The sequence below is a fragment of the Pseudomonas sp. Mb7 genome, assembly GCF_054790525.1.
Genome location: NZ_CP186501.1, coordinates 775706 through 802633, shown reverse-complemented (window position 1 = coordinate 802633; position 26928 = coordinate 775706). Strand labels below are relative to the sequence as shown.

Sequence of the window (26928 nt, the reverse complement as noted above, 5' to 3'; positions counted from 1 at the left end):
GCGTTCCCCTGTAGGAGTGAGCCTGCTCGCGATGCTTCTAGCTATCTTTGAAGCGCTGCAGATAATTGATGTGCTCACGGTGCGCGACGTCTTGCACCACCGGCCGCAACCGTATCTGCGCCCCCGGCAGACACTGCGCCAACCGCGCTAACGCCAACGGCGTCAACGCGCCCAGCCGTGGATACCCGCCAATCGTCTGCCGATCATTGAGCAACACAATCGGCTGGCCATCCGGCGGCACTTGCACCGCGCCCAAGGGAATCCCCTCGGAAATCATCGGCTGGCCCTGATATTCCAACGCCTTGCCGAGCAGGCGAACGCCCATGCGATCAGCGCGACTGTCGAGGATCCAGGCACTGTTGAACACATCAAACAGGCTCTGCCCGCTGAACTGGCCGATCTGCGCGCCGAGCACCAGATCCAGCGGTGCAGTCGATTTCAGATCCGGCCGCAACGCCAATGGCACTTCGCGAACCAATCGCGCTTCCCCGTGATAACTCAGCGTCGAACCCTTGGCCAACGGCAAGCCCATGCCATCGAGTCCGCCGAGTTCTTCGCGCACCACCGTCGCACTACTGCCCAAGACCTTCGGAGCGTCGAAACCGCCGGGCGCCGCCAGATACGCCCGGGCACCATGCAGCGGTTGCGTGAACAGCAACTTCTGTCCTTTACCCAACTTGAAACTGCGCCACGGCGCCAGCGGTTGACCCTCAATCTGCGCGCCAAGATCAGCTCCGGCCAGCGCCAGCAAGCAATCGTCTTCAGCGACTACGGCAAAGCCGCCAAGCGTGATTTCGATCACCGGCACATCCAGTCCATTGCCGAGCAGCCAGTTGGCCCAACTCATCGAACACCAGTCTGCCGCGCCGCCCTGGGTCACGCCCAGATGCCGTGCGCCGAAACGGCCCGCGTCCTGCAACAGGCACAGCGGTGTACTCGCTTCAATCCTCAGTCGGCTCATGCCAGCGCCTCCAGTGGTGTGTCATCGCCGCCCAGGTTGATGAACTCGGCATGACTGACCGCCTCGAATCGCACGGTGTCGCCCGGTTGCATCAGGCTGTAGCCATCACGTGTGCGATCGAACAGTTTCGCCGGGGTGCGGCCGATCAGGTTCCAGCCACCGGGCGAGACCACGGGATACGCAGCGGTTTGGCGCTCGGCAATGCCGACACTGCCCGCAGCGACTTTCTTGCGCGGCGTGTTAAGACGTGGCGCCGCCAGAACCTCTTCGACCAGCCCCATAAAGGCGAACCCCGGTGCGAAACCAAGGGCGAATACCTGATATTCACGTCCGCTGTGACGACGGATCACCTCCTCCACTGCCAGCCCACTACGCTCGGCGAGCAGGCTCAATTCTGGCCCGACGCTGAGGTCATACCAGACCGGCAACACATGACATTGACCGCCAGTTCGCGCATTCGGCGACAGGTCGATCAACGCCTTGGCAATCAATTCCCGCGCCTGGCTCGGGCTCAGTGCAGTCAGATCGTAATGCACCATCAACGTCGTATAGGACGGCACCAGATCGATCAGTTGCGCGCCGAATGCCCCGCGCAAACACTCACTGGCAGCGAGCATCCACGGCATGTTGGCTTCGGCGATCTCATCAAACAGACGCAGCATCAGGCAATCCAGTGCCACCACTTCAATCCTTGGGTTCATGAGGCACGCTGCTGATTCAAGGCCTCGCGAATGCGCTGCACGGCAGCCACCGAACCGGCATTGTCGCCGTGTACGCAGAGGGTGTTGGCGTGCAGACGCAAGGCGCTGCCGTCGCTGGCGGTGAGGTTGTCGCCACGGGCAATGGTCAGGGCTTGTTCAATGATTTTTTCCGGGTCGTGATGCACCGCGCCCGGTAATTGTCGTGAAACCAGTTTGCCGGCACTGTCGTAAGCGCGGTCGGCGAAAGCTTCGAACCACAGGATCACGCCATACTCATCGCCGATCTGCTGCGCGGCGGCGTTGTCGCGGGTGGCCATCAGCATCAGCGGCAGGCTGCGGTCGTAAGCGGCCACCGCCTGAATCACCGCACGCAATTGTGCCGGGTTGGCCATCATGTCGTTGTACATCGCGCCATGGGGTTTGACGTAACTGACGCGCCCACCCTGGGCTTTGCAAATGCCGTCGAGAGCGCCGATCTGGTAATGCAGGATGTCTTGCAGCTCTTGCGCGGAGTACGCCATGGAGCGGCGACCGAAACCGACCAGATCCTGATAGGCCGGGTGTGCGCCGATCTGCACGCCGTGGCTCAACGCCAGGCTGACGGTCTTGCGCATGATGCTCGGATCGCCGGCGTGGAAACCACAGGCCACGTTGGCGCAATCGATGAAGGGCATGATTTCGGCGTCCAGACCCATGGTCCAACTGCCGAAGCTCTCGCCTATGTCGCAATTCAATAGCAGGCGGCTCACGGTGAACACTCCTGTAGGTGCTTGTCTTTTTATCTGTAGGACTTTGCTTTGCAGGTTATCAGTTACTGCGCATCGAGTTGCTTGCCACGGGTTTCCGGCAGACTCAGTGCCGCGATAATCACCACGCCGTAGGACACCGCCGCAAAGGCGCCAATGCCTACGCTCAACGGAACTTTCTGGCTAAGCAGACCAATCAGCAGCGGAAACAATGCCGCCAGCGCCCGACCGATGTTGTAGCAAAAGCCCTGCCCCGAACCACGAATTCGCGTAGGAAACAGTTCAGTCAGAAACGCGCCCATGCCGCTGAAAATCCCCGAGGCAAAGAAGCCCAGCGGGAAGCCCAGCCACAGCATCACGCCGTTGCTCACCGGCAGTTGCGTATAGAGCAGAACGATGGTGAACGAACCGACAGCGAAGAGGATGAAGTTCTTTTTCCGCCCCAGCAGGTCAGTCAGATAGGCGCTGATCACATAGCCGACGTAGGAACCGACAATCACCATCGCCAGATAACCCCCCGTGCCCAGCACGCTCAAGCCGCGTTCGTTTTTCAGGAAGGTCGGCAGCCAGGAAGTGATCGCGTAATAGCCGCCCAGCGCGCCGGTGGTCAGCAGTGAAGCGCGAAACGTGGTGAAGAGCATGCCGGGGGCGAAGATCTCGTAGAACTTCGACTGAGTCTCCGGCGTTTGTTGGGCCTTGGCCTCGCGATAGATCTCCGGATCCTTGACCAGACGACGGACGAAAATCACGAAAATCGCCGGCACGATGCCGAGGATGAACAAGGCGCGCCAGGCGTCTTCCGGCGGCAACACCGAGAACAGCAGCGCATACAAAATCGCCGTCAGCCCCCAGCCCAGCGCCCAACCGGATTGCACCATGCCCACCGCTTTGCCACGGTCCTTGGCGCGGATCACCTCGCCGATCAGCACCGCGCCGGCGGTCCATTCGCCGCCGAAACCGAAGCCCATCAACGTGCGTGCGATCAACAGTTGTTCGTAGTTTTGCGCGAAGCCGCAGAGAAAGGTGAAGAAGGCGAACCACAGCACGGTGAGTTGCAAGGTGCGTACACGGCCGATGCGGTCAGAGAGAATCCCCGCAACCCAACCGCCGATGGCCGAAGCGATCAATGTGCTGGTGTGAATCAGTCCTGCTTCGCCGGTGGTGATGCCCCACATCGCGATCAGTGTCGGCACGACGAAGCTGAGCATCTGCGTGTCCATGCCGTCCAGACCGTAGCCGATCTTGCAGCTCCAGAACGTGCGACGCTCCTGCTGATTGATGTTGCGATACCAGTCGAACGGCCCCGGACGCGCCGTTGCCTTGGGGACTTCTAGGGTGTCGGGAGCACGCATGGCTTATCTCCGCAGGTTTTTTTATTGGTCTTGTTCGTAGCCCCGACGACGCCTATCGTGGGGGCCGGATGCGTCGATTTTTCGTCGCGCGGCCCTGCTGCGTCCAACGAATAAAAACCCGCCCTAGCCATAAGAAAAATTTGTCACCCGAGCCTTGCCCATGAACCTGAAGTTTCTCGAGACCTTTGTCTGGGTCGCCCGACTGAAGAGTTTTCGCCTGACCGCCGACAAGCTGTTCACCACTCAGGCGTCGATTTCCAGCCGCATTGCGGTGCTGGAAGGCGAGCTGGGGGTGAAGCTGTTTTTGCGCGATTCGCGCGGTGTCAGCCTGACGCCCGAAGGGCTGAAAGTGCTGGAGTACGCCGAGCAGATGCTCGACACCATGTCGGCGCTGAAACAGTCGATTGAGACTCGCTCGAGCAAAGTCGGCCGCGTGCGCATCGGCGTGATGGACACGGTAATCCACACCTGGCTCAGCCCGTTGGTCGCGCAGATGACTGATCTGTACCCTCGGGTGGAAATCGAGCTGGTGGCGGATACTTCGCTGAACCTCTGCGATCAGCTGCAAAAAGGCTTTCTCGACATCGTTCTGCAAACCGATCTGATCCGCCATGAAAGCGTGCGCAGTCTGGAGCTGGCCAGCCATCCGCTAGGCTGGATTGTCGCCAGTAATTCGATCTACAACCGCGACTACGCCGACCTTGCCGAACTGGCGCAGGAACGGATCATCACCTACTCGAAAAACTCCCGGCCGCATCAGGATCTTCTGGCGCTGATGCAAGCCAATGGCGTACTGGCGCCGCGCTTGAATTGCGTGAACTCAGTCTCGGCGATCACGCGGTTGCTGCGCGATGGGTTTGGTATTGGCGTGTTGCCACCGGTGCTGGTGGCTGAGGAATTGGCGCGGGGGGAATTGATCTTGTTGGCGATTGATCAACGGCCACCGAATTTACAGGTGGTGGTGTCGTGGCGGGTGGGGGTTGAGTGGGTCGAGGAGATTGTGACGTTGTGTCAGCAGGTGCTGGAGGGATATGCGATCAAGGTGGGCAAGGACTACATCGCTTTAAGTTGATCGTTCCTACGCTCCGCGTGGGAATGCAGCCCGGGACGCTCCGCGTCCCTCGAAAGCCGAACGCGGAGCGTCCGTTGAGGCATTCCCACGCAGAGCGTGGGAACGATCCTTGCTGCGCTGATCTCAGAGGCCGCGTACGTCGCGGTCTTCGATCGGCCGGCTCTGGCGCAAGCGCCGGCCACCGAGCACCACCCAGTCAATCAGACGGAACACGCATTCAATCCCGAACGACAGCAACAGCGCGCCGCTCATGCCCCAGATCATTGCTTCCGGGGTCAGCAGGATCTGGTAGCTGTAGCCATTCCAGGTTTCCTTGCGAATGTCCGGGTCGGCGGCCAGCACCACTTGCAGGAAGCGGATGTACCACGGGCCTTGCATCGCCTGGAACTGCTTGTCCAGCGCAATCTGGCGGCTGAGCAAGGTGCTCAGGCTGTCGGCATCGCTACGAAACACCGGGTCTTCGCTGGCGCGGTAATGCGCCACCAGCGCCTGCATATCGCCCTTGAAAAACTGCTCGGCGGTGCCCTGAAAACCGCGCAGGCCGGTCTGCGCCTCGATCAGGTGCGCCTCCACGCGTTTCGCGTAATCGTTGATGAAGCCTGGCACCTGGACACCGATCAACAGGCCCGCCGCAAACAACACCAGCCGTACATAACTGAGCAACATGGGGTGCAATCCTTATTCGGTCTTGCCCTGACTGACGCATTCGCCGCGTCGCCACAGGCTCCATTGGCCCGGTTCGTAGCGGGTCCAGGTTTCGTTTTCGGTCAAAGGCTCGGTGGCGATCACCGTGACCACGTCGTTGGGCGTGGTTTCCGCCTGGAAATCGACGATCACGTCGACATCTTTCAGACGCGCCGGGCCGAACGGGGCGCGGCGAGTGATCTGTGCGAGTTTGGTCGAGCAATAGCAGAACAGCCAGTCGCCATCGCTGAGCAGGCAGTTGAACACGCCTTTGCTGCGGTATTCGGCGCACGCGGCGACCAGATCCGGCAGCAGCTCTTCTATATCGACCGGTTCCGGGAATGCTGCACGCACGCGGTTGAGCAAATCGCAGAAAGCCGCCTCGCTGTCGGTATCGCCGACCGGGCGATAGAAGCTTTTGATCGGGGTGAAATCGGCGAGCTGGCCGTTGTGCGCAAAGCACCAGTTGCGTCCCCACAGTTCGCGGACGAACGGGTGGGTGTTGGACAAGCAGACCTTGCCGACGTTGGCCTGGCGGATGTGGCCGATGACCACTTCGCTTTTGATCGGATAACGTTGCACCAGATTGGCGACTTCCGACTCGCAACTCGCCGCCGGGTCCTGAAACAGACGCAAGCCACGGCCTTCATAAAAGGCGATGCCCCAACCGTCGCGGTGCGGCCCGGTGCGACCGCCACGCTGCATCAGGCCGGTAAAGCTGAACACGATATCGGTCGGCACGTTGGCACTCATGCCCAGTAATTCACACATGTGCGGACTCTCGGGTTACAGGCGCGGCTCGACCCGCATGCGCTGCGGATTGTTTGGCAGAGGGGGACGGCCATAGCGGTCATCGCCGGCGCCGCCAAACGGCTGATCGTCGTCGCGGTCATCAGCGCGAGCGGCGGCCTTGGCGGCTTCTGCCTGTTCACGACGCGCACGGGAAGCACGCTCGATCGGGAAGCGGATCGCCACGAAAATCAGATAGATGCCAAAGGCGATCATGCCGTACATGAACAGATCGGAGACTGCACGCCAGGCGTTGTTGCCGACCTTGAAGGCCAGATCCAGCGCAGTAATGGCGATGGACGGCGCAACTTTGGCTTTCACCGGATCAATGATGGTCGGGCTGAACAACAACACGGCCATCAAGACGCGCAGCGGTTCGCGCAACCAGCGCCACATCCAGGTGGTCAGGCGCATCCATACCAACAGGCAGCCCACAGCAGCAAAGGCGTAGAGGCCCCAGGCGATCAGATAGTCGTTCTCGGTCATGGTGTCCATGGCAAGGCAGGCAAAGAGGCGCTTATAGTAACGACTTTTCGCCCGTCAGGCTTGTCCCAATAGACATGCGACCTGTAGGAGTGAGCCTGCTCGCGATGACGGACAGCCTGACAACATTGATGTTGAATGTGCCGGCCTTATCGCGAGCAGGCTCACTCCTATAGGGTCTGCGGCGGTTTCAAACGCTGCGAAAACCCTTATTCCGTACATTGTCCGAGAGCCTTTCATGTCCGAATCCGCCAACGCCATCAGTGCCCCGATCGCCCACAAGGCGCCCGGTGCCGACCCGTATGCCTGGCTGCAGGAGCGCGACACCGACGCGGTGCTCGATTACCTCAAAGCCGAAAACGCCTACCAGGAAGCGCAAACCGCCGATCAAGCCGAATTGCGTGAAAGCCTGTTCGAAGAGATCAAGGGTCGGATTCTGGAAACCGACCTGTCCCTACCCTCGCCTTGGGGTCCGTACCTGTATTACACGCGCACCACGGCGGGCGACGAGTACGCCCGGCACTACCGCTGCCCACGCCCGGCGGACGACAGTCTGACCCTCGATGAAAGTCGCGAACAACTGCTGCTCGACCCGAATGTACTGGCCAACGGTGGTTTTTTCTCGCTGGGCGCGTTCAGCATCAGCCCGGATCACCAGCGTCTGGCCTACAGCGTCGACGCTTCGGGCGATGAGATTTACACGTTGTTTGTCAAGGAACTGGCCAACGACAAAGTCAGCGAACTGGAATTCGAAGACTGCGACGGCAGCATGACCTGGGCTAATGACAGCCTGACCCTGTTTTTCGGCGTACTCGACGACACCCATCGTCCACACAAGCTGTTCCGTTACCGCCTCGACGGCACCGCTGCCGAAGAAGTTTTCCACGAGCCGGACGGGCGTTTCTTCCTGCACTGCTACCGTTCCAGTTCCGAGCAGCAACTGCTGTTGTCGCTGGGCAGCAAGACCACCAGCGAAGTCTGGGCGCTGGACGCCCACCAGCCGCACCTGCCGTTCACTTGCCTGGCGCCGCGGGTCGAGGATCATGAATATGATGTCGATCACGGCCTGCTCGATGGCGTGTGGACGTGGTTTATCCGCACCAACCGTGACGGCATCAACTATGCCTTGTATCAGGCACCGGACACCGGCACCGCGCCGACCGAAGCCGACTGGCAGAACCTGATCCCCCACAGCGATACGGTGATGCTCGATGGCGTCAGTCTGAACACCGAGGCGATGACCCTGAGCTTGCGCGAGGGCGGACTGCCGATTATCGAAGTTCACCCACACGGTCTGGCGCCGTATCGCGTGCAATTGCCGGACGCGGCCTACAGTCTCTATGTGCAAAACAGCCTGGAGTTCGAGAGCGACCGCATTCGCCTGCGCTACGAGGCGTTGAACCGTCCGGCGCAAGTTCGCCAACTGATCCTCGCCAGCGGCGAACAAGCGGTGTTGAAAGAAACCCCGGTGCTCGGCCCGTTCGACGCCGATGCCTACGTCAGCCAGCGCTTGTGGGCGACTGCGCCGGACGGTACGCAAGTGCCGATCAGCCTGGTGATGAAGCGCGAAATGGTTGGCAAAGCCGTGCCGCTGTATCTCTACGGTTACGGCGCTTACGGTTCGAGCCTTGATCCGTGGTTCTCCCACGCCCGCCTGAGCCTTCTGGATCGTGGCATGGCCTTCGCCATTGCGCATGTGCGTGGCGGCGGTGAGCTGGGCGAAGCCTGGTATCGCGCCGGCAAGCAGGAACACAAGCACAACACCTTCAGCGACTTCATTGCCTGCGCCGAATTTCTGGTCCTCAACGGCATTACCACGGCCGATAAACTGGCGATCAGCGGCGGCAGCGCCGGTGGTCTGCTGATTGGTGCGGTGTTGAACCAGCGGCCGGATCTGTTCGGCGTTGCGATTGCTGAAGTGCCGTTCGTCGACGTGCTCAACACCATGCTCGATCCCGATCTGCCGCTGACCGTCACCGAGTACGACGAGTGGGGCAATCCCGAAGAGCCGGAGGTTTACGAGCGGATCAAGGCTTATGCACCGTACGAAAACGTCAGCCCACAGAATTATCCAGCGATGCTGGTGATCGCCGGTTACAACGACAGCCGCGTGCAGTACTGGGAAGCGGCCAAGTGGGTGGCGAAACTGCGCGCATCCAAAACCGACGACAACGTGCTGCTGCTCAAGACTGAATTGGGCGCCGGACATGGCGGGATGAGCGGGCGTTATCAGGGATTACGTGACGTAGCGCTCGAATACGCATTTGTTTTCAAGGTTTTGGGTCTGGCCTGAGGAACTCCGTTGGTCACTTGGGTCTTAATTGCAGACCCAAGAGGCCGATACCCCACACATCCCTGTAGGAGCTGCCGAAGGCTGCGATCTTTTGATTTGGATTTTTTCAAAGGCAAGATCAAAAGATCGCAGCCTTCGGCAGCTCCTACATGGGGACCGTGTGAAGCCTGAAACAGTGAAAACAAAAAGACCGTGACGACATGTCAGAACCAACCTTCCTGAACAACGAAATCCGCGACTGGCTGATGGACTGCGGCCTGTTCGATCAATTGCAGTTGGCCGACTTTGCGGCCGCTTCCGGCTACTTCAGCATCAGTACCGTGGCTGAAGGCGAAGCGATTTTCCGCGAGGGCGATGCCGGCAGTTTCATGTGCATCCTCCACACCGGCCAGGTGGCCGTGCAGAAAACCGGGCCCGATGGCCAGGTCATCACCATGGCTACCCTGCGCAGTGGTCGGGCGTTCGGCGAGATGGCCGTGCTCGATGGCGAACGGCGCTCGGCAACGTGCGTGGCGGCGACGAACTGTCAGCTATTGAACCTCGGCAAAGACTCGCTGGAAAAAATGCTCAACGACGCGCCGAAGATCGCCGCGAAAATCATCCGCGCCCTCGCCGTCTCTCTGTCGAAACGCCTGCGCATGGCCGACGGCCAACTGGCGGCGCAACAGGTTTAACCGCCGGGGGATTTCGCCTTGGTGCCACTCGGCTCGATGCCCGGCACCGATTGATCCTTGCTCGGCGGACTGGGCATTTCAATCGGCACCAGCGGCGGGCTGCCACTGCCAGCGCCAGACTTGGGAATATTGATCGGCGTGATCTGCGGATACGGTGTCGGTGTAGCGGTGCCGGGCGAGCCGGGTTGCGGCGCCGGGCTGACTGGAACGACCTGCTGCGCCTGCACTGCAGTAATCGAGAGCGCGGCCAGGGCAATGACCGTTAGAATGGTGCGCTTCATCAAGGGCTCCGTTTGGCCTTAGTCTGCGCTCAGGCTACTCCCAACGGGCCTGCTTGCCTTCCCCCTTGTAGAGATTTCCATGAAACGTTTCGTTCTGCTCGACACCACCCCGATCCCTGAAAGCGGCGGTGCCCTGTGCCTGTTCGAGTATGGCGAGGATTTTGTCATCAAGATCCAGGGCGGCGACGGCGGACAATTGATGAACACGCGCATGCACGGTTCCGAAGATGCGCTGGCCGAAATTCCGTGCCGCAAGGTCGCTGGCCGGGCGAATTCGCGGGTGCTGATCGGCGGTCTGGGCATGGGGTTCACCCTCGCCTCCGCGCTCAAGCATCTGGGCAAGACTGCCGAAGTGGTGGTCGCTGAACTGGTGCCCGGCGTGGTCGAATGGAACCGTGGCCCGCTCGGCGAAAAGTCCGGACGTCCGTTGCTCGATCCGCGCACGGTGATCCGTCAGGACGACGTAGCCAAGGTGCTGCAAAGTGAGCCGAACGGTTTCGACGCGATTATGCTCGACGTCGACAACGGCCCCGAAGGCCTGACGCAGAAGGCCAACAGCTGGCTGTACTCCGCCGCTGGTCTGAATGCGTGCGCCAAAGCATTGCGACCGAAAGGTGTGCTGGCGGTGTGGTCGGCCAGCGCCGATCGGCTGTTTTCCGACAAATTGAAGAAGGCCGGTTTCAAGGCCGAAGAAGTCCAGGTTTTCGCCCACGGCAACAAGGGCACGCGCCACACGATCTGGATTGCCGAGAAGCTCAAGGGCTGAGCTAAACTCTGCGCATAACCGTCATTAGTCTTTTACAAAGGTGAACCCATGAGTTCGTCCACTCCAACCAATACGTCGAAGCTGGATCGCATCCTCGCCGACAACCAGCGCGACAAGGAAATGGGCTACCGCGACAAGGCCCTGAAGATGTACCCGCACGTCTGCGGCCGCTGCACCCGTGAGTTTTCCGGCAAGCGCCTGAGCGAACTGACCGTGCACCACCGCGACCACAACCACGACAACAACCCGCAGGACGGCTCGAACTGGGAATTGTTGTGCCTGTATTGCCACGACAACGAACACTCGCGCTATACCGATCAGCAGTATTTCAGCGAAGGCTCGCTGAGCACGCCGAAGATCGCCAAGGCAACGCATAACCCGTTTGCCGCGCTGGCCGGGCTGATGAAGAAAGAAGAATAAGCCAGTCATGATCGTTCCCACGCTCTGCGTGGGAATGCAGCCCGGGACGCTCCGCGTCCCTTGCAAAGCCGAACGCAGAGCGTCCGAAGAGACGTTCCCACGCAGAGCGTGGGAACGAGCGGTGCCGCCCTCTCCCAATCCCCGTATAATCGCGCTCTTTTTCCCGAAGGCACCCCGCTCGTGGCAGACAAACGGTACAGCTGCATTGGTTTGTATAACCCCAAATCACCGGAAAACGTCGGTTCGGTGATGCGCGCCGCAGGCTGCTATGGCGTGGCCTCGGTGTTCTACACCGGCAAACGTTATGAACGCGCCGCCGACTTCGTCACTGACACCAAGCGCGTGCACTACGACATTCCGCTGATCGGCATCGATGACCTGAAAAAGATCCTCCCGCTCAACTGCGTGCCCGTCGCCGTGGAACTGGTCGAAGGCGCCCGCCCGCTGCCGGAATACACCCACCCGGATCGCGCCCTTTATATCTTCGGCCCCGAAGACGGTTCGCTGGACAAAGAGATCCGCGACTGGTGCGAAGACGTCGTGTACATCCCGACCACCGGCTGCATGAACCTCGCCGCCACGGTCAACGTCGTGCTCTACGACCGCATGGCCAAGGGCTTGAACACCCGCTCCGGACCAAAATTCCGCTAAAGCGTCGCACATCCGATGGAACGAGCTGACCGCTCCGGCAGTCAGCTTGTTTATCCATTACTCATTGCCTGGAGAAAGATCATGACCGAGCTCAAACGTGTCGAACGTATCGAATCCACCCCGTTCCAGAGCCGTTCCGAGCAGAACGTCGAAGGCTGGGAGCGCATCGGCTCACTCGCGGGCGGCGTGATCATGGTCGGTAAAGGCCTGCGCCGTGGCGGCGTGTTCGGGTTGATTCAGGTGGCGATTGGCGGCGTGGCCATGGCGCGCGGGATTACCGGGCACAGTTCGGTGAAAAGCCTGTTTGAGAAAAGTCGTCAGGACATGAACAACGTGCGGGCGAAGATCGAGCGCGCCGGGGAAGAGTTGAGCAAGCTGAAAGCCAATGCCGAAGCGGCGACCAGCACTGCCACCGTGACCGGCAATGATTCGGTGAAATCGCCGAAAGCCGGGGTTTGATCCGAGAATTGCGGTGGGGCTGACGGCCTCATCGCTGGCAAGCCAGCTCCCACAGGTTCTGTGGAGACCACAGAATTTTTGCCCAGCCCAAAATCGGCTTATGGGTTGTGCACTGATTTTGTGCCCATCCCAAAGCACTGTGGGAGCTGGCTTGCCAGCGATAGCGGTATTACTGCAGTAATGCGGTATCGAGGACCTTGGAGGACTCGTCGAGCACGCTCTCGGCCAGTTGCACAAACTCTTTGGTACTCACCGTCCCCAGATGCATCGCCCCACGCAACACGTCATCCAGCGAACGCTTGTTGCGCGTCTTCAAGCGAATTTCGCGATCCAGTTCCTGCAACAGCAACACCGCTTTCGCCACCTGCGCCGGGCTGATCTGCTCGCCGCGCAACGTGGTGACTTTCTGGCCGTCCCTGGCCAGTTTCGTCTGTAGTGCCTGATAACGCTCATCGCTCATACCGCCGGCACGGCGCACCAGTTCAATGGCGTAATACTCGGCAAAACCCTCGCTGATCCAGTCGCTGCGCTGCTCGTCGTTAATCCGCCCGAACACCTGCGCCAGCTCGCGCACCAGCGCACTGCTGCCGCTTTCGCTGACCAACGGCAATCGTGTGTTCACGTAGATGGATTCATGCGCGCCAAGGCTGCCGCGCCACATCGGGTCATTAGCACCGACGATCAACAGTTTCGCCGGATGGCGTGGATAAACCGCCTGCACCTGCGGCCAGACGAACGTAAGCAGGGTCAGCACGTCCATCCGGCGCATGCCCTGCCCTTGCGGCGAGGCCACGGTGACTTCGGTTTCGCCCAGGCGCGTACGGCGGCTGCCGAGATGGCCGGCGAGCATCCAGCCAGTCGGACGATCAAACAGGCGTGACGGGTTGTCGATGCGGAATTTGTTCTTGCCGATGCGCGGCCAAGCGGTTTCGATACTTTTCCAGCCATCGGGCAATTCGAATTGCAGACGCGCGATCAGTTCGGTGCCGTCCTGCTGATCGAGTTTGGCTGGCGGCACCAGTTCATCGCCACGCATCAACGCCCAGTTCGGGGTCATGCGGGTGTCGAAACTGCCGTTCTTGCGCCCGTGGCTGATGCGCACGCGGTAAGTCAGGCTGGCCTTGTCACTGGTCGGGCGCCAGACGCCCCGGGCGTTTTTGCCCGGGGTCAGCAGCCAATGGCCGTCAGCCTTGAAATCGCTGTAATGGCTACCGTCGCCAAGGTCGAAATCGAGACTGCGCACCGCCTCGCCTTTGCCCAGGGTCAGGCGCACCTCGGCCTGATCGCTTTGCGGCAACAGGCGCACGTGATAATCCAGATCGACTTTCTTCGCCGCCCACACCGGGGCGCTCAGCGCCAGCAGCGCAATCATCAACGCTCGCTGCAATCCGACAGCCATACGCACTCCTTGGTAAAGCTTGAATCAGCAGGTATCAGCCCGCGCGGAAAATCAGGTGATCTTCCCAGTCATCCTCCGGCACGCTGCCTTCGGCGAGCATGCGCCCGGACTGGGAAATCCGCTCGTGGTGCACCGCATCGCGATCGCCGCAGACCAGGTGATGCCACAACGGCAGATCCTTGCCTTCGCTGACCAGCCGATAACCGCAGGTCGGCGGCAGCCACTTGAACTCTTCGGCCTGCCCCGGGGTGAGCTGGATGCAGTCCGGGACAAACTTGATGCGGTTCGGATAATCGCTGCACTGGCAGGTTTTCAGGTCCAGCAGTTTGCAGGCGATGCGCGTGTAATAAACGCTGTTGTCTTCCTCATCCTCAAGCTTTTGCAGGCAGCACAGACCACAGCCGTCGCACAGCGATTCCCATTCCTGGTGATCGAGTTGATCGAGGGTTTTGCGTTTCCAGAACGGTTCGACTTTGGCGGCCATGGCTCAAGCATCAACATCAGGTGGTGAAAAGGCCGCCAGTCTAGTGCCCAAGGCCTTGCGGGCCAAGCGTCGGCGACTGCCGGTTGCGCGGGGCTTGTCAGTTTTTGTGGCGGCGCGTAGCTTTGCCAGTCGCAAGGAGCCTTGCCCGCAAGCCATTAACGCGCGACCGCGTTGCATTGTGGTGAACCCTCAGGCTCGGAAAACCCCATCGTTCAGCGCAACTGATCCCGCCGGGTTTTCATTCAAATCCCTGACTCAACCGTAGCAAGGAATCTCTCGATGAGTGCCAACCCTCGCGTTGCCGATTACGCCATTCACCCGCAATTCACCGACCGCTGGTCGCCGCGCGCCTTCACCGGCGAAGCGATCCCGGAAGAAACCCTGCTGAGTTTCTTCGAAGCCGCACGCTGGGCGCCCTCGGCGTACAACTCGCAGCCTTGGCGTTTCCTCTATGCGCGTCGCGATACGCCAAACTGGGAGCGTTATCTGGGTCTGCTCAACGAATTCAACCGTAGCTGGGCGCAGCATGCCTCGGCGCTGGTAATCGTGATTTCGAAAACCACCTTCACTGCACCAGGCGCCACTGAAGAAACCCCGGCGCTGTGGCATACCTTCGACACCGGCTCGGCGTGGGGCCATCTGGCGCTGCAAGCAAGCATCAGTGGCTGGCACACCCACGGCATGGCCGGGTTCGATCAGGAACTGACGCGCAAAGAGCTGAACATTCCTGAAGGTTATGCGCTGCATGCGGCCGTTGCCGTTGGCAAACTCGGTGACAAGGCAACGTTGGCTGAATACCTGCAGGCTCGCGAAGAGCCGAGCCCGCGCCGTCCGCTGAGCGAACTGGCGGCTGAAGGCGACTTCACCCTCTAAGCCACACCGCAAATGATCGTTCCCACGCTCCGCGTGGGAATGACTCAAGGGACGCTCCGCGTTCCAATGGGACGCAGAGCGTCCCCGGCTGCATTCCCACGCGGAGCGTGGGAACGATCTGAAGCAAGGAGATCAATATCCGCGGTTGAAATCCACTTCCCCGCGCAACGCTTCACCCGCCTGATACGCCTTCAGGTTCTCGACAAACAGCTGCACCATCAACGCCGGTGACGTCGGCGCCGAACTGTGCCCGGTCAGCAGCAAGCCCCAAGCGGTCCAGAATGGATGGCGTTGCGGCAGTGGTTCCTGACGGCAAACGTCGATCACCGCCCCCGCCAGATGGCCTTCCTTCAACGCGTCCACCAGATCGGCATCGACCACCGCAACACCGCGCCCGGCGTTGATGAACAACCCGGTTGGCTTGAATTGCTTGAACAGCGCCGCGTCGTAGATATCGTGGGTGTGTTCGGTGTTCGGCAGCAGATTGACCACGTAATCCACTTCACCCACCAGTCGCGGCAGATCCGCCATCGAACCGACCTCGACAAACGGCGCCTGCTCACGGGCGCTGCTGGCAATCCCGTACAGCTCAATGCCGAACGGCAGCAGGAACTGCGCGACACTCTGGCCTATATCCCCGGTGCCGACGATCAGCACTTTGCGCCCGACCAGGCTCTGGCCGCTGCGGTTGTCCCATTTACGCTCGACCTGGCTGACCAGTCGCGCCAGCACTTCGCGCTCATGGCCAAGGATGTAGGTCAGCACATACTCGGCCATCACCTGACCGAAAATCCCCACTGCACGGGTCAAACGGTAATCGCGGCGCAAGCCGTCAGCGAGCAATGGTGTGATACCGGCCCAGGTCGATTGCAGCCATTGTGGCTGGTGCCCCTGGCGCAACAGAGTCGCGAGCAAATCCGGTTGGCCCAGCCACACCGGGCAATCGGCGGCCTGCCGGGCCAGCTCGGCGGAGTCGCCGCTGGTCAGTATTTCAAGCTCGGGCGCTGCCTGACGCAGCAGCCGGGCGTATATCGCGTGGTCGTGTTCAGCAATCAGAACGCGCATCTTCAAACCTTTCGCAAACCGTGCAGATGGCCGCCGGATTAAGCCGGCCATCGCGGTAAAAACAGTTCCAGGGTAAACCGAGACTCAGAACAGAGCCGCGCAGATCAGACCGGGTCGTTGCGTCGCAGCAACTCTTCGGGCAAGTGCTCGATGTACTCGTCCTCGGCCGGCGGCATTTGCAGGTGGTAGCCCTGCTTGTCGAGGTTTTCCAGGACCACGACGATGTCCTCGCTGGCCAGTTTGCGCTCAGGCGTCAACACCAGACTGAAGGCAAATATGGCTTTGCCGAAAGCCGCCATCAGGGCCTCGGGCACGCGTTCCAGCTCATCGCTCTTGAGCACATAGAGATACATGCCCTTGCGCTTCGAGCTTTGGTAAATAGAGCAAATACGTTTCAAGGCTGTTCTCCGGCGGTGGCCAGGCTGTCGAGCAGCTTCTGGCCCATGAGTTCGCGGCGCCAGCCACGCAACGACTCAGGCAATTGGTAAGGACCCTCGGGGTAGCCACTTTTGACCAGGGCTTCGAGGGTTTTCTTGCGCAGCATCAGTTCCGGGGCAATGCCCAGACGCTCGGCCTCAGCCTGGCCCAATGCGCGCAATTGTTTGATCAACGCGGCGGCTTCGATCGGCAAGGGCTCCGCTACGGCGGGCGGCCATTGATCAGGCCCCACACTGCCAGAGCGCTTGATCAGATCAAGCAGAAATTGGCCGTCCTGACGCACGGTACGCGGGTGCATGTCTTCGATTTTGCCCAGCGCCGCGAGGTTGTCCGGTTGCGTGCGGGCCAGTGGCCACAGCGAATGCTCGCGGACGATGCGGTTGCGCGGCAGATCGCGGGCGCGGGCTTCCTTTTCCCGCCAGGCGCACAGTTCACGCAGAACCGCCAGTTGCGCACGGGAGAGTTTCCACGCCAGTTTGGCCTCGCGATAGACCTCGTACGGGTCGGTTTCACGGCGCAGGTTGGCGACCAGTTCAGCGCCGTCCTCCAGCACCCAGGCGAATTTGTCGTCAGACAGTTTCGGCCGCAGCTGTACGAAAACCTCCGCCAGATGCACGGCATCTTCGGCGGCGTAGCTGATTTGCGTCTCGGACAGCGGACGCTGCAACCAGTCGGAACGGGTCTCGCCCTTTGGCAGTTCAATGCCGAGCACTTCTTGCACCAGTCGCGAATAGCCCATCGAGAAACCGAGGTTCAGGTAAGCGGCGGCCAGTTGCGTGTCGAACATCGGGGCCGGCAGGCTGCCGGTCAGGCGCAACAGCACTTCGAGGTCTTCGCTGCAGGCGTGCAGGACTTTGAGTACCGCCGGGTTCTCCAGCAACGCAGCCAGCGGTTGCCAGGCATTGATGGTCAGCGGATCGATCAGGTAGGCGCGTTTGCCGTCGCCCACCTGCAACAGGCCGGCAATCGGGTAGAAGGTGTCGACCCGCATGAATTCGGTGTCGAGGGCAACGAACGGCAGCTGCTGCCACTCGGCGCAAAACTGCGCGAGGCTTTCGTTGTCGCGAATCCAGTGAATATCGATGGCCACACGGCTCTCCCTTGAAGAATGGCGCGCAGTATATATCGCCACTGGCGATTTACGCGCCTGTGAAGGGCAAGAGCTGTAACGAAATGTCCTTCCAGAGAGCAAGAATAGTCTGACAAAAGAAGCAGAAAGCCCCGTCGTATCAGAACGACGGAGCCGATTGGCCTCAGTCCTTGGCGAGTACGCCGTCGATCACCGCACCTCGGCAACCGGCAAACATGTCCAGACCCGGCTGATAGACCTTGCTCCTGACCTCGAGCAGGCCAAGCATCGAGTGGAACAGGTTGTCCTGGCTCAGCGGTTTGTCACGGCTCATTTGCAAGCAATGCGTGTCGACCGAATAGGCCTTCTGATAGTTATCGGAGAACCACGCCAGCATCGCTACATGCTTTTGTTGCTCTGGCGCCAACATGTAAGGCGTACCGTGCAGGAACAAGTTGTACTCGCCCAGCGACTCACCGTGGTCCGACAGGTACAACATCGCGGTATCGACTTTGTCCTGATTGCTGCGCAATACATCGATCAGGCTCGACAACACATGGTCGGTATACACCAACGTGTTGTCGTAACCGTTGACGATACTTTCGCGGCTGCAATTGTTCAGCGCGTTACTTTCACACACCGGGGTGAAGTGCTCGTATTCCTTGGGATAACGCTTGAAGTATTCCGGGCCGTGACTGCCCATCTGGTGCAAAACCAGCACGGTGTCCTTGTCCAGATGGTCGATAAAACTTTGCAGACCTTGCAGGAGGATTTCGTCGCGGCACTCGCTGTTGGCACACAGCGCCGGGTCTTTCAGGTTGCTGACATCTTGCAGGGTGACCCGGTCGCAAGTGCCTTTGCAACCGGACTGGTTGTCACGCCAGATCACATCGATACCGGCACGTTTGAGCACATCGAGCAGGCCTTCCTCATTCTTCGCCTTGCTGGCGTCATAATCCTTGCGGCCCATGTTGGAGAACATGCACGGCACCGAAACAGCCGTTTCCGTTCCACAGGAATGCACGTCAGTGAAGGCGATCAGCCCGGCTTCCTTATCGAGTGTCGGCGTGGTGTCACGGTCATAGCCGAGGATGCCGAAGTTCTCCGCCCGGGCACTTTCACCCACCACCAGCACGGTCAGGGATTTACGCGGTTGAAGCTTCACATCCGGATTGCGCTCGGCGTCCTCGCCGATCTTGATGAATGGCTGCCGCGCCGAGACTACTTGCTCACGCAGATAACCCGCCGAAGCACCGATGTAATTACTGGGCACCAGCATCAGGCGAATTTCGTGGTGATTGCGAAACAGCGATGACAAGCCCTGATAGTTGGCCAGCGCCACCCCACCAATCACCGCCACAGAAGCAACACCGACAATAACTTTGCTGATTAACTCACGATGCCAACGACGATAGTTGACTGGAACTTTCCACAACAACCAGGACGGTAATACACCGAGCAGTAGAATATAAGCAAACAACTTCAACGAGAGCAGATCACGCACTTCCGTTGCATTGGTTTCGGCAAAGTTGCGCAACATGCCGGCATCGATCATGACGCCATATTGACTCATGAAGTAAGCCACGCCGGCGCTGATCAGAAATATCACGGTCAACAGCGGCTTGAGCAGCGGACGGAAGGCGAGGACCGTCAGCACGATATTGAATGCCGCGAGAATCATCACCCCGAACGCCACACACATGGCGATGCCCTTACCATCGGCGGCGGTGATCTCGAACAGGTGTTGCCAGAGGACAAAATTGCAGCCGATTAAAAGAAAGGCACTGGCAATTAACGTCACCCATTCCGGGCGCACGGCTTTTAACTTCAACATAGAAAGGGCGATTCCTGAAAAGAAGAGCCTCGGTCCATGAAAGAAATTTCAATTGTGAAAATTTCATTAACTAAGGCACGAGAAACTTTAAGCAGGCAACCATCAATTTTTTGTGAAAAAGACGCCAACGATTAGTTGGCTGTTGGCCATGCGATGAAAGTGTGAAGTATTTGAGAATGGTTCAGGTTTTATTCAGAAAAACAGCACGGTTGTCCATTGTGGGAGCGAGCCTGCTCGCGAAGAGGCCGGCACATTCAATATTTTTGCTGACAGACAATCCGCTTTCGCGAGCAGGCTCGCTCCCACAGAGAGTGGGGATATCGACTTTTTAAATACTGCTGTGGATTTTCTGGTTTGCCCGAACCAGACCGCTCCGCGCTTAATCATCTGCCCCGCCCAAAGGTCTGATGATGGAAAACGTCCGCGCTACCGCTCGCCCCGCTGCCTGGTTGATGCTCGCCATCATTCTCGTAGCCCTCAATCTGCGTCCGTCGATGGCGGCAATCGGCCCATTACTGTCAGCCATTCGCGCTGACATCCCGCTGAACTTCAGCGTCGCGTCGCTGCTGACCATGCTGCCGGTGATGGCAATGGGGCTGGCGATGTTTTTCGGCATTGGCATCGGTCAGCGGCTGGGCGAGCAACGGACGGTTTTCCTGTCACTGCTGATCATTGGCCTGGCGACGCTGTCGCGGCTGTTCATCGAATCGGCCGCCGAAATGATCGTCAGCGCGGTGCTGGCCGGCCTCGGGATTGCACTGATTCAGGCATTGATGCCGACGCTGATCAAATCGCGCTTCGCCGACAATGTCGCGCTGTGCATGGGTCTGTATGTCACGTCGATCATGGGTGGAGCGGCCATTGCGGCCTCGTTCGCACCGTTGGTGATGTTGCAAACCGGGAGCTGGCGCGGCGGTTTGGCGATCTGGGCGATCCTGGCATTCATCGCGCTGCTGTTCTGGTGGTCGCAACGCAACCAGCTGTCCTCCACCGTAACGGCGACAGCCGGCAAGGATTCGTTCTTCAAGTATTCCCGTGCCTGGTTGCTGGCCCTCTTCTTTGGTCTGGGGACAGCGTCCTATACCTGCGTGCTGGCCTGGCTCGCGCCGTACTACGTGGAAAACGGCTGGAGCGAACAGAACGCCGGATTGCTGTTGGGTTTGCTGACGGCCATGGAGGTGATTTCCGGTCTAGTGGTTCCGGCTATCGCCAATCGCAGCCGGGATCGGCGTGTGATTCTGATGACACTACTGGCACTGATCATCGGCGGATTTTGCGGCCTGATCCTCAGACCGCAACAATTCAGCCTGCTATGGCCATGCCTGTTGGGGCTGGGCATTGGCGGGTTGTTCCCGATGAGCCTGATTGTCTCGCTTGATCACCTCGACAACCCGCAACGTGCCGGTGGCCTGACTGCATTTGTGCAAGGCATTGGCTATCTGATTGCTGGTCTCTCGCCGCTGATGGCTGGAATGATCCGCGATCAACTGGGCAGCTTCGAGTGGGCGTGGTGGTCGTTGACAGCGGTAATGGTGGTGATGCTGTTGATGGTGTGGCGCTTCGATCCCCGGCATTACGCGAGGCACTTTTCCTGATCGGGCTAAGGCCTCTGGCCATCTTTCTGCGGTTTGCCCCGTGACGTCGTGTTACTAAAACTTTCTGTCCCACAACTGACTGTGAAACGTCCTACAGGGCTTTGTCCTGGCACCATCGTTCCGTTAGGATCATTCGCACACGTTTGCGCGGATTCAGCGCAAGGAGCACAGCGAGACGGAACGGATGCTGAACAGTAACTTGCTTAGAAAGCTCGACATGCAGGATCTCATGGTGTTCATCGCTGTTTATGAGCAGAGCAGCGTCACTGATGTGTCAGAAACCCTGTTCGTCAGCCAGTCCACGGTCAGTTATTGTTTGAAAAAACTGCGCACCAGTTTCGAAGACGAACTGTTTATCAACACCCGCACCGGCATGCGTCCGACCTACAAGGCCAGCACCATGTATGGCCATGTGCAGAAAATCCTCGAAAGCATCAACCTGTGCCACGCCGGTGCCCCCACGTTCGACCCGACCCGACAAGCCGTCACCTTCAATATCTGCGCCCCGGAATACTTCGAGCAACTGATCCTGCCGCGTCTGTTGAAGCGTTTCGACTTCGACGATTTGCCGGTGATGGTCAACATGCACAAGTTCGAGACCGATGTCCCGGCGGATGAGCTGCGCGACGGCAGCCTCGATCTTGTCATCAGCTTCGGCCCCAACTTCCACCGTCATCACGCTGACCTGAAATCACAAATGCTGCTGGAGGACGATCTGGTCTGCGTCTTCGACAAACGCGCCACGCCACTGGAGCCGCGCCTGAGCCTGCAGGCTTTTACCGAACGCCGGCACGTGTTCCCGACGCCATGGACGTCGACTACCAACATGGTCGATGGCTGGCTGGCGCGGCAGGCGCAGAAGCGTCAGATCGTCGCGCGCTCGAACAGCTACAGCGCGGCATTGAAAATGATCACGGGGACCGACTTCATCCTCACCCTGCCCCGCCGTATCCAGCGTTTACTGACCAACGAGGCGGTGTTCAATCACTGCGAGGCGCCAAATGGCTTGCCGGGCTTTACCCTCGACATGCAATGGAGCCAGAGCGTTGATCAGGACAGCGCCAATCTGTGGTTGCGCGAGCAGGTGGTCAAGGTGTGCAGCGAACTCGAAGCGGCCTGAGTCCTACACGCCAATAGCGGTTTTGCTGTAGGACTCGCGATCCATGTCGACCAGTTCGACACACAACTGCACCTCGACACCGGCCGGCCATTCGCACAGGTCCTGCAAGACTGCCAACAGGCTCTCTGACAACTGCTTCTTGATCTGCGGCGAACGCCCGCTGAGCAGCGCCAGCTTCACATAGACGAAGGCGCGCTCGGCCATGGCGGTTCCGACCTTGAAGGTCTCGACTTTCACCGCACGGCTCTTGATATCGAACTCCGCCGCGAACTGACCAGAGCCCACCAGGGTGTTGTTGAGCCGCATCAACGCTACATCGGCGTTCAACTGCGGCAGGTTGGCGGTGTATTCCATGTGCAGGTGTGGCATTGCAGGTCCCCAGTCAGTTGGCAGAAAGGTCGTACATATAGCACATGCGGTTCACACTAACCCCTGTAGGAGCTGTCGAGTGAAACGAGGCTGCGATCTTTTGATCTTGAAATTTGAAGATCAAAAGATCGCAGCGTGCCGCAGCTCCTACAGGGGGAGTGTTATAGCTCAGGATGGCGTCAGTGGCCGTTCGCTCATGAACTGCTCCAGCCTTGAGCGCAACCAGCGCTCGGCCGGGTCGCTGTCGACGTGGCTGAGCCAGACCATCGACAAATCCAGCGTCGGTGTTTTAAACGGAAACGGCTCCTTAAACAGCAATCCGGAAGTGGCCATGGCTGCCGCCGTGTAATCAGGCAGACTGGCGATCAGGTCGGTGCCGGCCAGTAGCGCCGGCAACGCGCTGTATTGCGGTACCGACAGCACCACTTGGCGAGTACGACCGAGTTCGGCCAGCCACTCATCGGCAAAACCACTGACGTTGGCCGTGTGCGAAACCAGTACATGGGGGCGCGCGCAATATTCATCCAGCGTCAGCGGTGTATCGCTGGCGTCGGCGCGCAGGATGCTCGGCTGGATGTGCCGCAGCAATTTGCGCTTGGCATTGGCCGGCAAGCCCCGGGTCTGGCTGATACCGACCGTGATATCACCCGCTGCGAGCAGATCGGGGATGCGCCAGTAATCGACGTGTTGCACCACGAACACCACGTTCGGCGCTTCCTGGCGCAACGCACGCAACAGCGGCGGCAACAGGCCGAACTCGACGTCATCGGACAGACCGATGCGAAAGGTCATGGTGCTCACGGCCGGATCGAAATCGCGGGTCAGACTCAGCGCGACCGACAATGAGTCAAGCGCGGGCTTGAGATGGCGGAAAATATCTTCGGCACGCGCTGTCGGCTCCATGCGGTGGCCGACACGGATGAACAGCGGATCATTGAGCATGGTGCGCAAGCGATTGAGCGCCGAGCTGATGGTCGGCTGGCCGAGAAACAGCTTCTCGGCCGCCCGGGTCACGTTGCGTTCGAGCATCAAGGTCTCGAACACCACCATCAGGTTGATGTCAGCCTTGCGTAGTTCATTGCGGTTCATCCATTGCCCCCTGCCCCCCGGAATACCGGCAGTGTAGAAAGCGCAGGGCCCCGCCGTCCATCGCCACGCAGCGTCAGTTCACCGTCAGGCGTTTCAAGCCCAGCGCCATGATCCGTGAATCATCATTGATGCCCAATTGTTCCGGGCTGATGGCGTCGGGCAATTGCAGCTCGATCGTCAGGCGATCGTTGTCTGCCAGATGCTGACGGATCGCAGGACTGATCGGGATCTCCAGATGATTATCCTGATGTTGCACCAGCCGCGTGCTCAGTACCTGCTCGCCATTCAAACTGACAATCACTCGCTGCGCCGGGTGTTGCGGCAAAACGAATGCCATGACCTCCAGCGCAATCGAGCGCGCCTCGGGTGACACCCGCAAGTCGACCTGCGCCTGCTGTCCCGCCGACCATGTACCCCAGTTTTCCGGGGTCGACCAACCGCTGGTCAACTGCCGGGCGGAGTAGTTGAAGATCAGCGCCTGACCGGGACGCATCAGTGCCAGCAATGACATTCGGCGTCCTTCATCAGGCACGCTCAGGCACTGCGAGCAACGCTTCCAGCCCGGCGCCAGCACCACCAGACCATCCACTCGGGTCAGCAGATCCGTTTCACAGTTGACGCTTTTGGCGGCATCGGCCAGCACGGAGTCGTCGAGGATGTACAACGAGTCGGCATCGTATTGCCCTGATTCGAGCATGTGCTGCGTTTTCTGCCGAGCCTGATCCAGCGCTGTGGAACTCATGCGTCCCAGATAAACAGCGTCGGTTTTCAGACCATGGGTCGCAGCGAAATCGGCAATCACTTGCCAGCGTTCGGACTGATTCTGTGGCATCAGACTGCGCACCTTCGAGTAATGCGCCGCCGCACTCGCCCAGAATGGATCACGCATCAGCGTTGGCCATTGTGCGGAGGGCGTCATCATTTTGCTGTTGCGCAAGCCCATCCAGCCGTTGCGTATGTCGACAATCTGTATCGTCAATGCCAGCGCCAACAACGCGACGACGATACGTGGCCGGTAACCGCGCACCAGCAGGAACATCACCATCAGGATGAGCGCGTACAACACGGGCCAGAACATCCGCCCCGACGCGCGAAAAATATTGGCCAGTTTGAGGGCGATTTTCGGCAGCGGATAGCTGAACGTGTGCGCGCCGACACCGATCTGGTTCGATAGCGCAAACAACGATAAACCGATCAACGCCAGCAACAGCCAAGGGCGAACGCGAAGCTCATCCTTCAGCGGCTGGCGATTTCTAAGCAAGGCAATCAGCGCCAACGGCACCAGCAACAGCACACCCAACCCCGGATAATTAAAGCCTTCGTAATCGCCGCTGGCTTTTGGCAGATCCGGCAAGATGAACGACCAGCCCGCTGGATCGAGTGGCGACAACAGGTTCATCCGGTACAACCCGAAACCGCCGGATTGCCCGCCGTCGGCAATGGCAAAGTAACCGGCCTGCCAGCAACACACACTCACCACGGCAAACAGCGAAACGCTTTCAAGCAGCCCCTGACGCCGAGTCAGTTGTTGGCTGAAAGTTTTGCCGAGCAGATCTGCTACCCAGATCAGCGCCACCATCGCCAGCAGGTACGCATGCACCATCGCCGTCACCGCCAGTAACGCGCCCCAGGCCAGGCGTCGTCGAGACAAGTTCGGCAACAACGCCAGGTACAGCGCCGCCAGAATCAGAAAATGCCCGGACAGGGAAAGGTGTCCGCCCATGCGCAGAAACATCGGCGGTGAAACCACCAGCAAACCGGTACCCAGCAAACGAATCAGCGGATTGCCGGTCATCAGCCCCAGCAGTTTCCAGGCGAACCAGGCTTGCAGCACGAAACACGCCAGCAGCCACAGACCGAAATACTGGAAGGTCGCCGGCAACCACGCATTGAACGGTTTGAACAGCAACGCCAGCAGCGGATTGGAGTCGGAAAAGATGATCGAACTGCCCAGCTCCAGACCATAGGAAGGGTTGAGTCCGAGCGGAAAGATCCAGGGTGAATGACGAAAATATTCCCAGCCCAGATAATGCGTCGCCGGATCGCCCTGCTCCAGCCAGGCAATGTTTTGCGGATCCAGCGCTTGCGGTCCGATCACGCAGAAAAATGCCAGAACGCCAAGCAGTAAAGGCAACACGCCCAGCGCCGGATGGTTTGGTGACGCCTTCATCGATAGGTCCAGAAATTGTGCAAGACAAAGGTGAACGCCGGAATCGTCAGCGCCACCGCAACAATGCCCAGCAGATAGTGCAGCCCGGCAACCTGCGCGGCCCAGGCAACGAACATCGCGAGGAAAAAGCCGCCCACGGACACCAGCAGAAAACGCAGCAGCGTTCGTCCGCGCAAGCGGGCAGAAAAACTCCAGGTGGTGTTAATCACGTAGGAAACCACCGTCGCCACGGCAAACGCCACGCCATTGGCCAGCGGCGGTTGCGCAGTAATGAAGTTGATGAACAGCACCGCCACCAGCGCATGCAGCGCAGTGACAAACAGCCCGGTCACGGCAAAGCGCAAACCTCGCTGAATCAATGCTGTTTTTTGCGCCGAGGTCACGGTTTGCGCGCCAGCACGAACACACTCAACCCGGCCAGACGGTTGATGCCCATCAACGGCAGTTCAAGACTGCATAGCGTCTTGAGAACACCGTTCACCAGCGGATGATGACGCTTGAGCTGTGAACGCGGCGTTTGGGCTTGTGCGCCTTGCGGCAGCAAGCGCAACGCCGCAGCGATCGGAAACACCGCACCGAAATAATAGGCACCGCGCTGCACCGTCAAACCGGCATCACGCGCCAAGGTTTCGAACTGCGCCAGGGTGTAGCGGCGCTTGTGCTCGAGAAAGTCATCGTGGCCACTCCACAAGAACTGGAATGCCGGTACCGTCATCAGAAACCTGCTGCCCGATGGCACTTTGTCGACGTACATCTTGAGCAGACCGAGGTCATCATCGACGTGCTCCAGCACGTCCATCAACAACACCAGATCGGCCTCGATGGTTTCGATCCCGCGACGGTAGTGCACCGGTTTACCGGCGGTGGTCGCGCTGGAGTCGGCGGGGTAGCTGATATCCACGCACCATGCTTCGCGTGCATCGGTGTGCGTCAGCAAATGGTGGGAGAAAAATCCCGAGCCGGCACCGACATCGAGGATTCGGCTGATGGGTGCATCTCTCAGCAAACGCCGGGTGGCGGCGGCTTTCGAGCAGTAATACCAGTGCTCGTTGATGGCGTCGCCGAGGATGTCGGTTTCCTTGAGATCCATG

Annotated in this window: 29 protein-coding genes; 10 read left to right on the top strand and 19 right to left on the bottom strand. The window is 59.6% G+C overall.

What is annotated here, in order from left to right; translation table 11 throughout:
• Positions 1–37 precede the first annotated feature (37 nt).
• From ACOYXH_RS03710 to ACOYXH_RS03695, 4 genes are all read right to left on the bottom strand, one after another.
• Positions 38–961 carry a 5-oxoprolinase subunit C family protein gene (locus tag ACOYXH_RS03710; protein ID WP_460410268.1) on the bottom strand — a complete coding sequence of 308 codons (924 nt, stop codon included), beginning with the start codon at positions 959–961 and terminating at the stop codon, positions 38–40.
• The gene (locus ACOYXH_RS03705) at positions 958–1662 is read right to left on the bottom strand and encodes a 5-oxoprolinase subunit B family protein (RefSeq protein ID WP_220558281.1); all 705 of its coding nucleotides are present in this window, start codon (positions 1660–1662) and stop codon (positions 958–960) included. Before ACOYXH_RS03705 ends, ACOYXH_RS03710 begins: the two co-directional genes overlap by 4 nt.
• Positions 1659–2411 (bottom strand): 5-oxoprolinase subunit PxpA, encoded by a 753-nt coding sequence (locus ACOYXH_RS03700; protein WP_258709403.1) that lies wholly within the window; start codon positions 2409–2411, stop codon positions 1659–1661. The genes ACOYXH_RS03705 and ACOYXH_RS03700 overlap by 4 nt, the downstream gene beginning before the upstream one ends.
• Positions 2412–2473: 62 nt before the next feature.
• Positions 2474–3760, bottom strand: a complete 1287-nt coding sequence (locus ACOYXH_RS03695; protein WP_034153180.1) for an MFS transporter — start codon at positions 3758–3760, stop codon at positions 2474–2476.
• A 160-nt stretch (positions 3761–3920) separates the two neighbouring features.
• On the opposite strand from ACOYXH_RS03695, the gene ACOYXH_RS03690 reads away from it, so the two are divergent.
• Positions 3921–4832, top strand: a complete 912-nt coding sequence (locus ACOYXH_RS03690; RefSeq protein WP_095125571.1) for a LysR family transcriptional regulator — start codon at positions 3921–3923, stop codon at positions 4830–4832.
• Positions 4833–4955: 123 nt separating this feature from the next.
• On the opposite strand, the gene ACOYXH_RS03685 is transcribed toward ACOYXH_RS03690, so the two are convergent.
• Genes ACOYXH_RS03685 through ACOYXH_RS03675 form a run of 3 tightly spaced genes read right to left on the bottom strand, consistent with a single transcriptional unit; the run spans position 4956 to position 6800 of the window.
• A complete protein-coding gene (locus ACOYXH_RS03685) occupies positions 4956–5498 on the bottom strand; it encodes a DUF2937 family protein (protein ID WP_095049259.1) in 543 nt (180 codons plus the stop codon).
• A 12-nt stretch (positions 5499–5510) separates the two neighbouring features.
• Complete coding sequence (locus ACOYXH_RS03680) at positions 5511–6287, bottom strand: class II glutamine amidotransferase (protein WP_007911322.1); 777 nt, start codon at positions 6285–6287, stop codon at positions 5511–5513.
• A 15-nt stretch (positions 6288–6302) separates the two neighbouring features.
• A complete protein-coding gene (locus ACOYXH_RS03675) occupies positions 6303–6800 on the bottom strand; it encodes an MFS transporter (protein ID WP_095049258.1) in 498 nt (165 codons plus the stop codon).
• A gap of 226 nt (positions 6801–7026) precedes the next feature.
• Between ACOYXH_RS03675 and ACOYXH_RS03670 the strand changes: the two genes are divergently transcribed.
• Together ACOYXH_RS03670 and ACOYXH_RS03665 are read left to right on the top strand one after the other, a co-directional pair.
• A complete protein-coding gene (locus ACOYXH_RS03670; RefSeq protein ID WP_095125572.1) occupies positions 7027–9081 on the top strand; it encodes a S9 family peptidase in 2055 nt (684 codons plus the stop codon).
• Positions 9082–9281: 200 nt separating this feature from the next.
• Entirely contained in the window at positions 9282–9755 is a 474-nt protein-coding gene (locus ACOYXH_RS03665) for a cyclic nucleotide-binding domain-containing protein (protein ID WP_034153174.1), read from the top strand.
• Here ACOYXH_RS03665 and ACOYXH_RS03660 read toward each other — a convergent pair.
• Positions 9752–10036 carry a hypothetical protein gene (locus ACOYXH_RS03660; protein ID WP_095049256.1) on the bottom strand — a complete coding sequence of 95 codons (285 nt, stop codon included), beginning with the start codon at positions 10034–10036 and terminating at the stop codon, positions 9752–9754. The two genes, ACOYXH_RS03665 and ACOYXH_RS03660, sit on opposite strands and share 4 nt — an antisense overlap.
• 79 nt (positions 10037–10115) lie before the next feature.
• On the opposite strand from ACOYXH_RS03660, the gene ACOYXH_RS03655 reads away from it, so the two are divergent.
• The 4 genes from ACOYXH_RS03655 (at position 10116) to ACOYXH_RS03640 (ending at position 12332) form a co-directional block, all read left to right on the top strand.
• A complete protein-coding gene (locus tag ACOYXH_RS03655; protein WP_095049255.1) occupies positions 10116–10802 on the top strand; it encodes a spermidine synthase in 687 nt (228 codons plus the stop codon).
• A 48-nt stretch (positions 10803–10850) separates the two neighbouring features.
• Positions 10851–11222 (top strand): YajD family HNH nuclease, encoded by a 372-nt coding sequence (locus ACOYXH_RS03650; RefSeq protein ID WP_095049254.1) that lies wholly within the window; start codon positions 10851–10853, stop codon positions 11220–11222.
• A 180-nt stretch (positions 11223–11402) separates the two neighbouring features.
• Positions 11403–11873, top strand: coding sequence for an RNA methyltransferase (locus ACOYXH_RS03645; RefSeq protein WP_007911337.1), 471 nt, complete (start codon positions 11403–11405; stop codon positions 11871–11873).
• Positions 11874–11954: 81 nt separating this feature from the next.
• Entirely contained in the window at positions 11955–12332 is a 378-nt protein-coding gene (locus ACOYXH_RS03640; RefSeq protein ID WP_095049253.1) for a YgaP family membrane protein, read from the top strand.
• 169 nt (positions 12333–12501) lie between these two features.
• On the opposite strand, the gene ACOYXH_RS03635 is transcribed toward ACOYXH_RS03640, so the two are convergent.
• Positions 12502–13731 carry a hypothetical protein gene (locus ACOYXH_RS03635; RefSeq protein ID WP_095049252.1) on the bottom strand — a complete coding sequence of 410 codons (1230 nt, stop codon included), beginning with the start codon at positions 13729–13731 and terminating at the stop codon, positions 12502–12504.
• Between the two features lie 34 nt (positions 13732–13765).
• The gene (locus tag ACOYXH_RS03630; RefSeq protein ID WP_093438229.1) at positions 13766–14215 is read right to left on the bottom strand and encodes a YcgN family cysteine cluster protein; all 450 of its coding nucleotides are present in this window, start codon (positions 14213–14215) and stop codon (positions 13766–13768) included.
• Positions 14216–14494: 279 nt separating this feature from the next.
• On the opposite strand from ACOYXH_RS03630, the gene ACOYXH_RS03625 reads away from it, so the two are divergent.
• Positions 14495–15088 (top strand): nitroreductase family protein, encoded by a 594-nt coding sequence (locus ACOYXH_RS03625; RefSeq protein ID WP_258709401.1) that lies wholly within the window; start codon positions 14495–14497, stop codon positions 15086–15088.
• 132 nt (positions 15089–15220) lie between these two features.
• Here the strand turns inward: ACOYXH_RS03625 and ACOYXH_RS03620 are convergent, their stop codons facing one another.
• The 4 genes from ACOYXH_RS03620 to ACOYXH_RS03605 all read right to left on the bottom strand — a co-directional run bounded on the left by ACOYXH_RS03620 (position 15221) and on the right by ACOYXH_RS03605 (position 19494).
• Entirely contained in the window at positions 15221–16153 is a 933-nt protein-coding gene (locus ACOYXH_RS03620; protein ID WP_095049250.1) for a D-2-hydroxyacid dehydrogenase, read from the bottom strand.
• A 104-nt stretch (positions 16154–16257) separates the two neighbouring features.
• Positions 16258–16551 carry a YcgL domain-containing protein gene (locus tag ACOYXH_RS03615; RefSeq protein WP_093438239.1) on the bottom strand — a complete coding sequence of 98 codons (294 nt, stop codon included), beginning with the start codon at positions 16549–16551 and terminating at the stop codon, positions 16258–16260.
• Positions 16548–17681 carry a ribonuclease D gene (gene rnd, locus ACOYXH_RS03610; RefSeq protein ID WP_093438244.1) on the bottom strand — a complete coding sequence of 378 codons (1134 nt, stop codon included), beginning with the start codon at positions 17679–17681 and terminating at the stop codon, positions 16548–16550. The genes ACOYXH_RS03615 and rnd overlap by 4 nt, the downstream gene beginning before the upstream one ends.
• Before the next feature lie 163 nt (positions 17682–17844).
• The gene (locus ACOYXH_RS03605) at positions 17845–19494 is read right to left on the bottom strand and encodes a phosphoethanolamine transferase (protein WP_095125575.1); all 1650 of its coding nucleotides are present in this window, start codon (positions 19492–19494) and stop codon (positions 17845–17847) included.
• A gap of 410 nt (positions 19495–19904) precedes the next feature.
• On the opposite strand from ACOYXH_RS03605, the gene ACOYXH_RS03600 reads away from it, so the two are divergent.
• Together ACOYXH_RS03600 and ACOYXH_RS03595 are read left to right on the top strand one after the other, a co-directional pair.
• Positions 19905–21089 (top strand): cyanate transporter, encoded by a 1185-nt coding sequence (locus ACOYXH_RS03600; protein ID WP_460410267.1) that lies wholly within the window; start codon positions 19905–19907, stop codon positions 21087–21089.
• 184 nt (positions 21090–21273) lie between these two features.
• A complete protein-coding gene (locus tag ACOYXH_RS03595) occupies positions 21274–22209 on the top strand; it encodes a LysR family transcriptional regulator (RefSeq protein ID WP_095049246.1) in 936 nt (311 codons plus the stop codon).
• Positions 22210–22212: 3 nt separating this feature from the next.
• On the opposite strand, the gene ACOYXH_RS03590 is transcribed toward ACOYXH_RS03595, so the two are convergent.
• From ACOYXH_RS03590 to ACOYXH_RS03570, 5 genes are all read right to left on the bottom strand, one after another.
• Complete coding sequence (locus tag ACOYXH_RS03590; RefSeq protein ID WP_093438263.1) at positions 22213–22578, bottom strand: 5-carboxymethyl-2-hydroxymuconate Delta-isomerase; 366 nt, start codon at positions 22576–22578, stop codon at positions 22213–22215.
• 168 nt (positions 22579–22746) lie between these two features.
• Complete coding sequence (locus ACOYXH_RS03585; RefSeq protein ID WP_007911372.1) at positions 22747–23667, bottom strand: LysR substrate-binding domain-containing protein; 921 nt, start codon at positions 23665–23667, stop codon at positions 22747–22749.
• A 73-nt stretch (positions 23668–23740) separates the two neighbouring features.
• On the bottom strand, positions 23741–25837 hold the full coding sequence (locus tag ACOYXH_RS03580) for a DUF6311 domain-containing protein (RefSeq protein ID WP_460410266.1): 2097 nt from the start codon (positions 25835–25837) through the stop codon (positions 23741–23743).
• Positions 25834–26220, bottom strand: coding sequence for a GtrA family protein (locus ACOYXH_RS03575; RefSeq protein WP_258709398.1), 387 nt, complete (start codon positions 26218–26220; stop codon positions 25834–25836). Before ACOYXH_RS03575 ends, ACOYXH_RS03580 begins: the two co-directional genes overlap by 4 nt.
• Positions 26217–26927 carry a class I SAM-dependent methyltransferase gene (locus tag ACOYXH_RS03570; RefSeq protein ID WP_258709397.1) on the bottom strand — a complete coding sequence of 237 codons (711 nt, stop codon included), beginning with the start codon at positions 26925–26927 and terminating at the stop codon, positions 26217–26219. The genes ACOYXH_RS03575 and ACOYXH_RS03570 overlap by 4 nt, the downstream gene beginning before the upstream one ends.
• Between the last annotated feature and the right edge of the window lies 1 nt (position 26928).

Coding starts and splice junctions, on each gene's coding strand:
- ACOYXH_RS03710 (WP_460410268.1), bottom strand. CDS start 961: ATGAGCCGACTGAGGATTGAAGCGAGTACACCGCTGTGCCTGTTGCAG.
- ACOYXH_RS03705 (WP_220558281.1), bottom strand. CDS start 1,662: ATGAACCCAAGGATTGAAGTGGTGGCACTGGATTGCCTGATGCTGCGT.
- ACOYXH_RS03695 (WP_034153180.1), bottom strand. CDS start 3,760: ATGCGTGCTCCCGACACCCTAGAAGTCCCCAAGGCAACGGCGCGTCCG.
- ACOYXH_RS03690 (WP_095125571.1), top strand. CDS start 3,921: ATGAACCTGAAGTTTCTCGAGACCTTTGTCTGGGTCGCCCGACTGAAG.
- ACOYXH_RS03685 (WP_095049259.1), bottom strand. CDS start 5,498: ATGTTGCTCAGTTATGTACGGCTGGTGTTGTTTGCGGCGGGCCTGTTG.
- ACOYXH_RS03680 (WP_007911322.1), bottom strand. CDS start 6,287: ATGTGTGAATTACTGGGCATGAGTGCCAACGTGCCGACCGATATCGTG.
- ACOYXH_RS03675 (WP_095049258.1), bottom strand. CDS start 6,800: ATGGACACCATGACCGAGAACGACTATCTGATCGCCTGGGGCCTCTAC.
- ACOYXH_RS03670 (WP_095125572.1), top strand. CDS start 7,027: ATGTCCGAATCCGCCAACGCCATCAGTGCCCCGATCGCCCACAAGGCG.
- ACOYXH_RS03665 (WP_034153174.1), top strand. CDS start 9,282: ATGTCAGAACCAACCTTCCTGAACAACGAAATCCGCGACTGGCTGATG.
- ACOYXH_RS03660 (WP_095049256.1), bottom strand. CDS start 10,036: ATGAAGCGCACCATTCTAACGGTCATTGCCCTGGCCGCGCTCTCGATT.
- ACOYXH_RS03655 (WP_095049255.1), top strand. CDS start 10,116: ATGAAACGTTTCGTTCTGCTCGACACCACCCCGATCCCTGAAAGCGGC.
- ACOYXH_RS03650 (WP_095049254.1), top strand. CDS start 10,851: ATGAGTTCGTCCACTCCAACCAATACGTCGAAGCTGGATCGCATCCTC.
- ACOYXH_RS03640 (WP_095049253.1), top strand. CDS start 11,955: ATGACCGAGCTCAAACGTGTCGAACGTATCGAATCCACCCCGTTCCAG.
- ACOYXH_RS03635 (WP_095049252.1), bottom strand. CDS start 13,731: ATGGCTGTCGGATTGCAGCGAGCGTTGATGATTGCGCTGCTGGCGCTG.
- ACOYXH_RS03630 (WP_093438229.1), bottom strand. CDS start 14,215: ATGGCCGCCAAAGTCGAACCGTTCTGGAAACGCAAAACCCTCGATCAA.
- ACOYXH_RS03625 (WP_258709401.1), top strand. CDS start 14,495: ATGAGTGCCAACCCTCGCGTTGCCGATTACGCCATTCACCCGCAATTC.
- ACOYXH_RS03620 (WP_095049250.1), bottom strand. CDS start 16,153: ATGCGCGTTCTGATTGCTGAACACGACCACGCGATATACGCCCGGCTG.
- ACOYXH_RS03605 (WP_095125575.1), bottom strand. CDS start 19,494: ATGTTGAAGTTAAAAGCCGTGCGCCCGGAATGGGTGACGTTAATTGCC.
- ACOYXH_RS03600 (WP_460410267.1), top strand. CDS start 19,905: ATGGAAAACGTCCGCGCTACCGCTCGCCCCGCTGCCTGGTTGATGCTC.
- ACOYXH_RS03595 (WP_095049246.1), top strand. CDS start 21,274: ATGCTGAACAGTAACTTGCTTAGAAAGCTCGACATGCAGGATCTCATG.
- ACOYXH_RS03590 (WP_093438263.1), bottom strand. CDS start 22,578: ATGCCACACCTGCACATGGAATACACCGCCAACCTGCCGCAGTTGAAC.
- ACOYXH_RS03585 (WP_007911372.1), bottom strand. CDS start 23,667: ATGAACCGCAATGAACTACGCAAGGCTGACATCAACCTGATGGTGGTG.
- ACOYXH_RS03580 (WP_460410266.1), bottom strand. CDS start 25,837: ATGAAGGCGTCACCAAACCATCCGGCGCTGGGCGTGTTGCCTTTACTG.
- ACOYXH_RS03570 (WP_258709397.1), bottom strand. CDS start 26,927: ATGGATCTCAAGGAAACCGACATCCTCGGCGACGCCATCAACGAGCAC.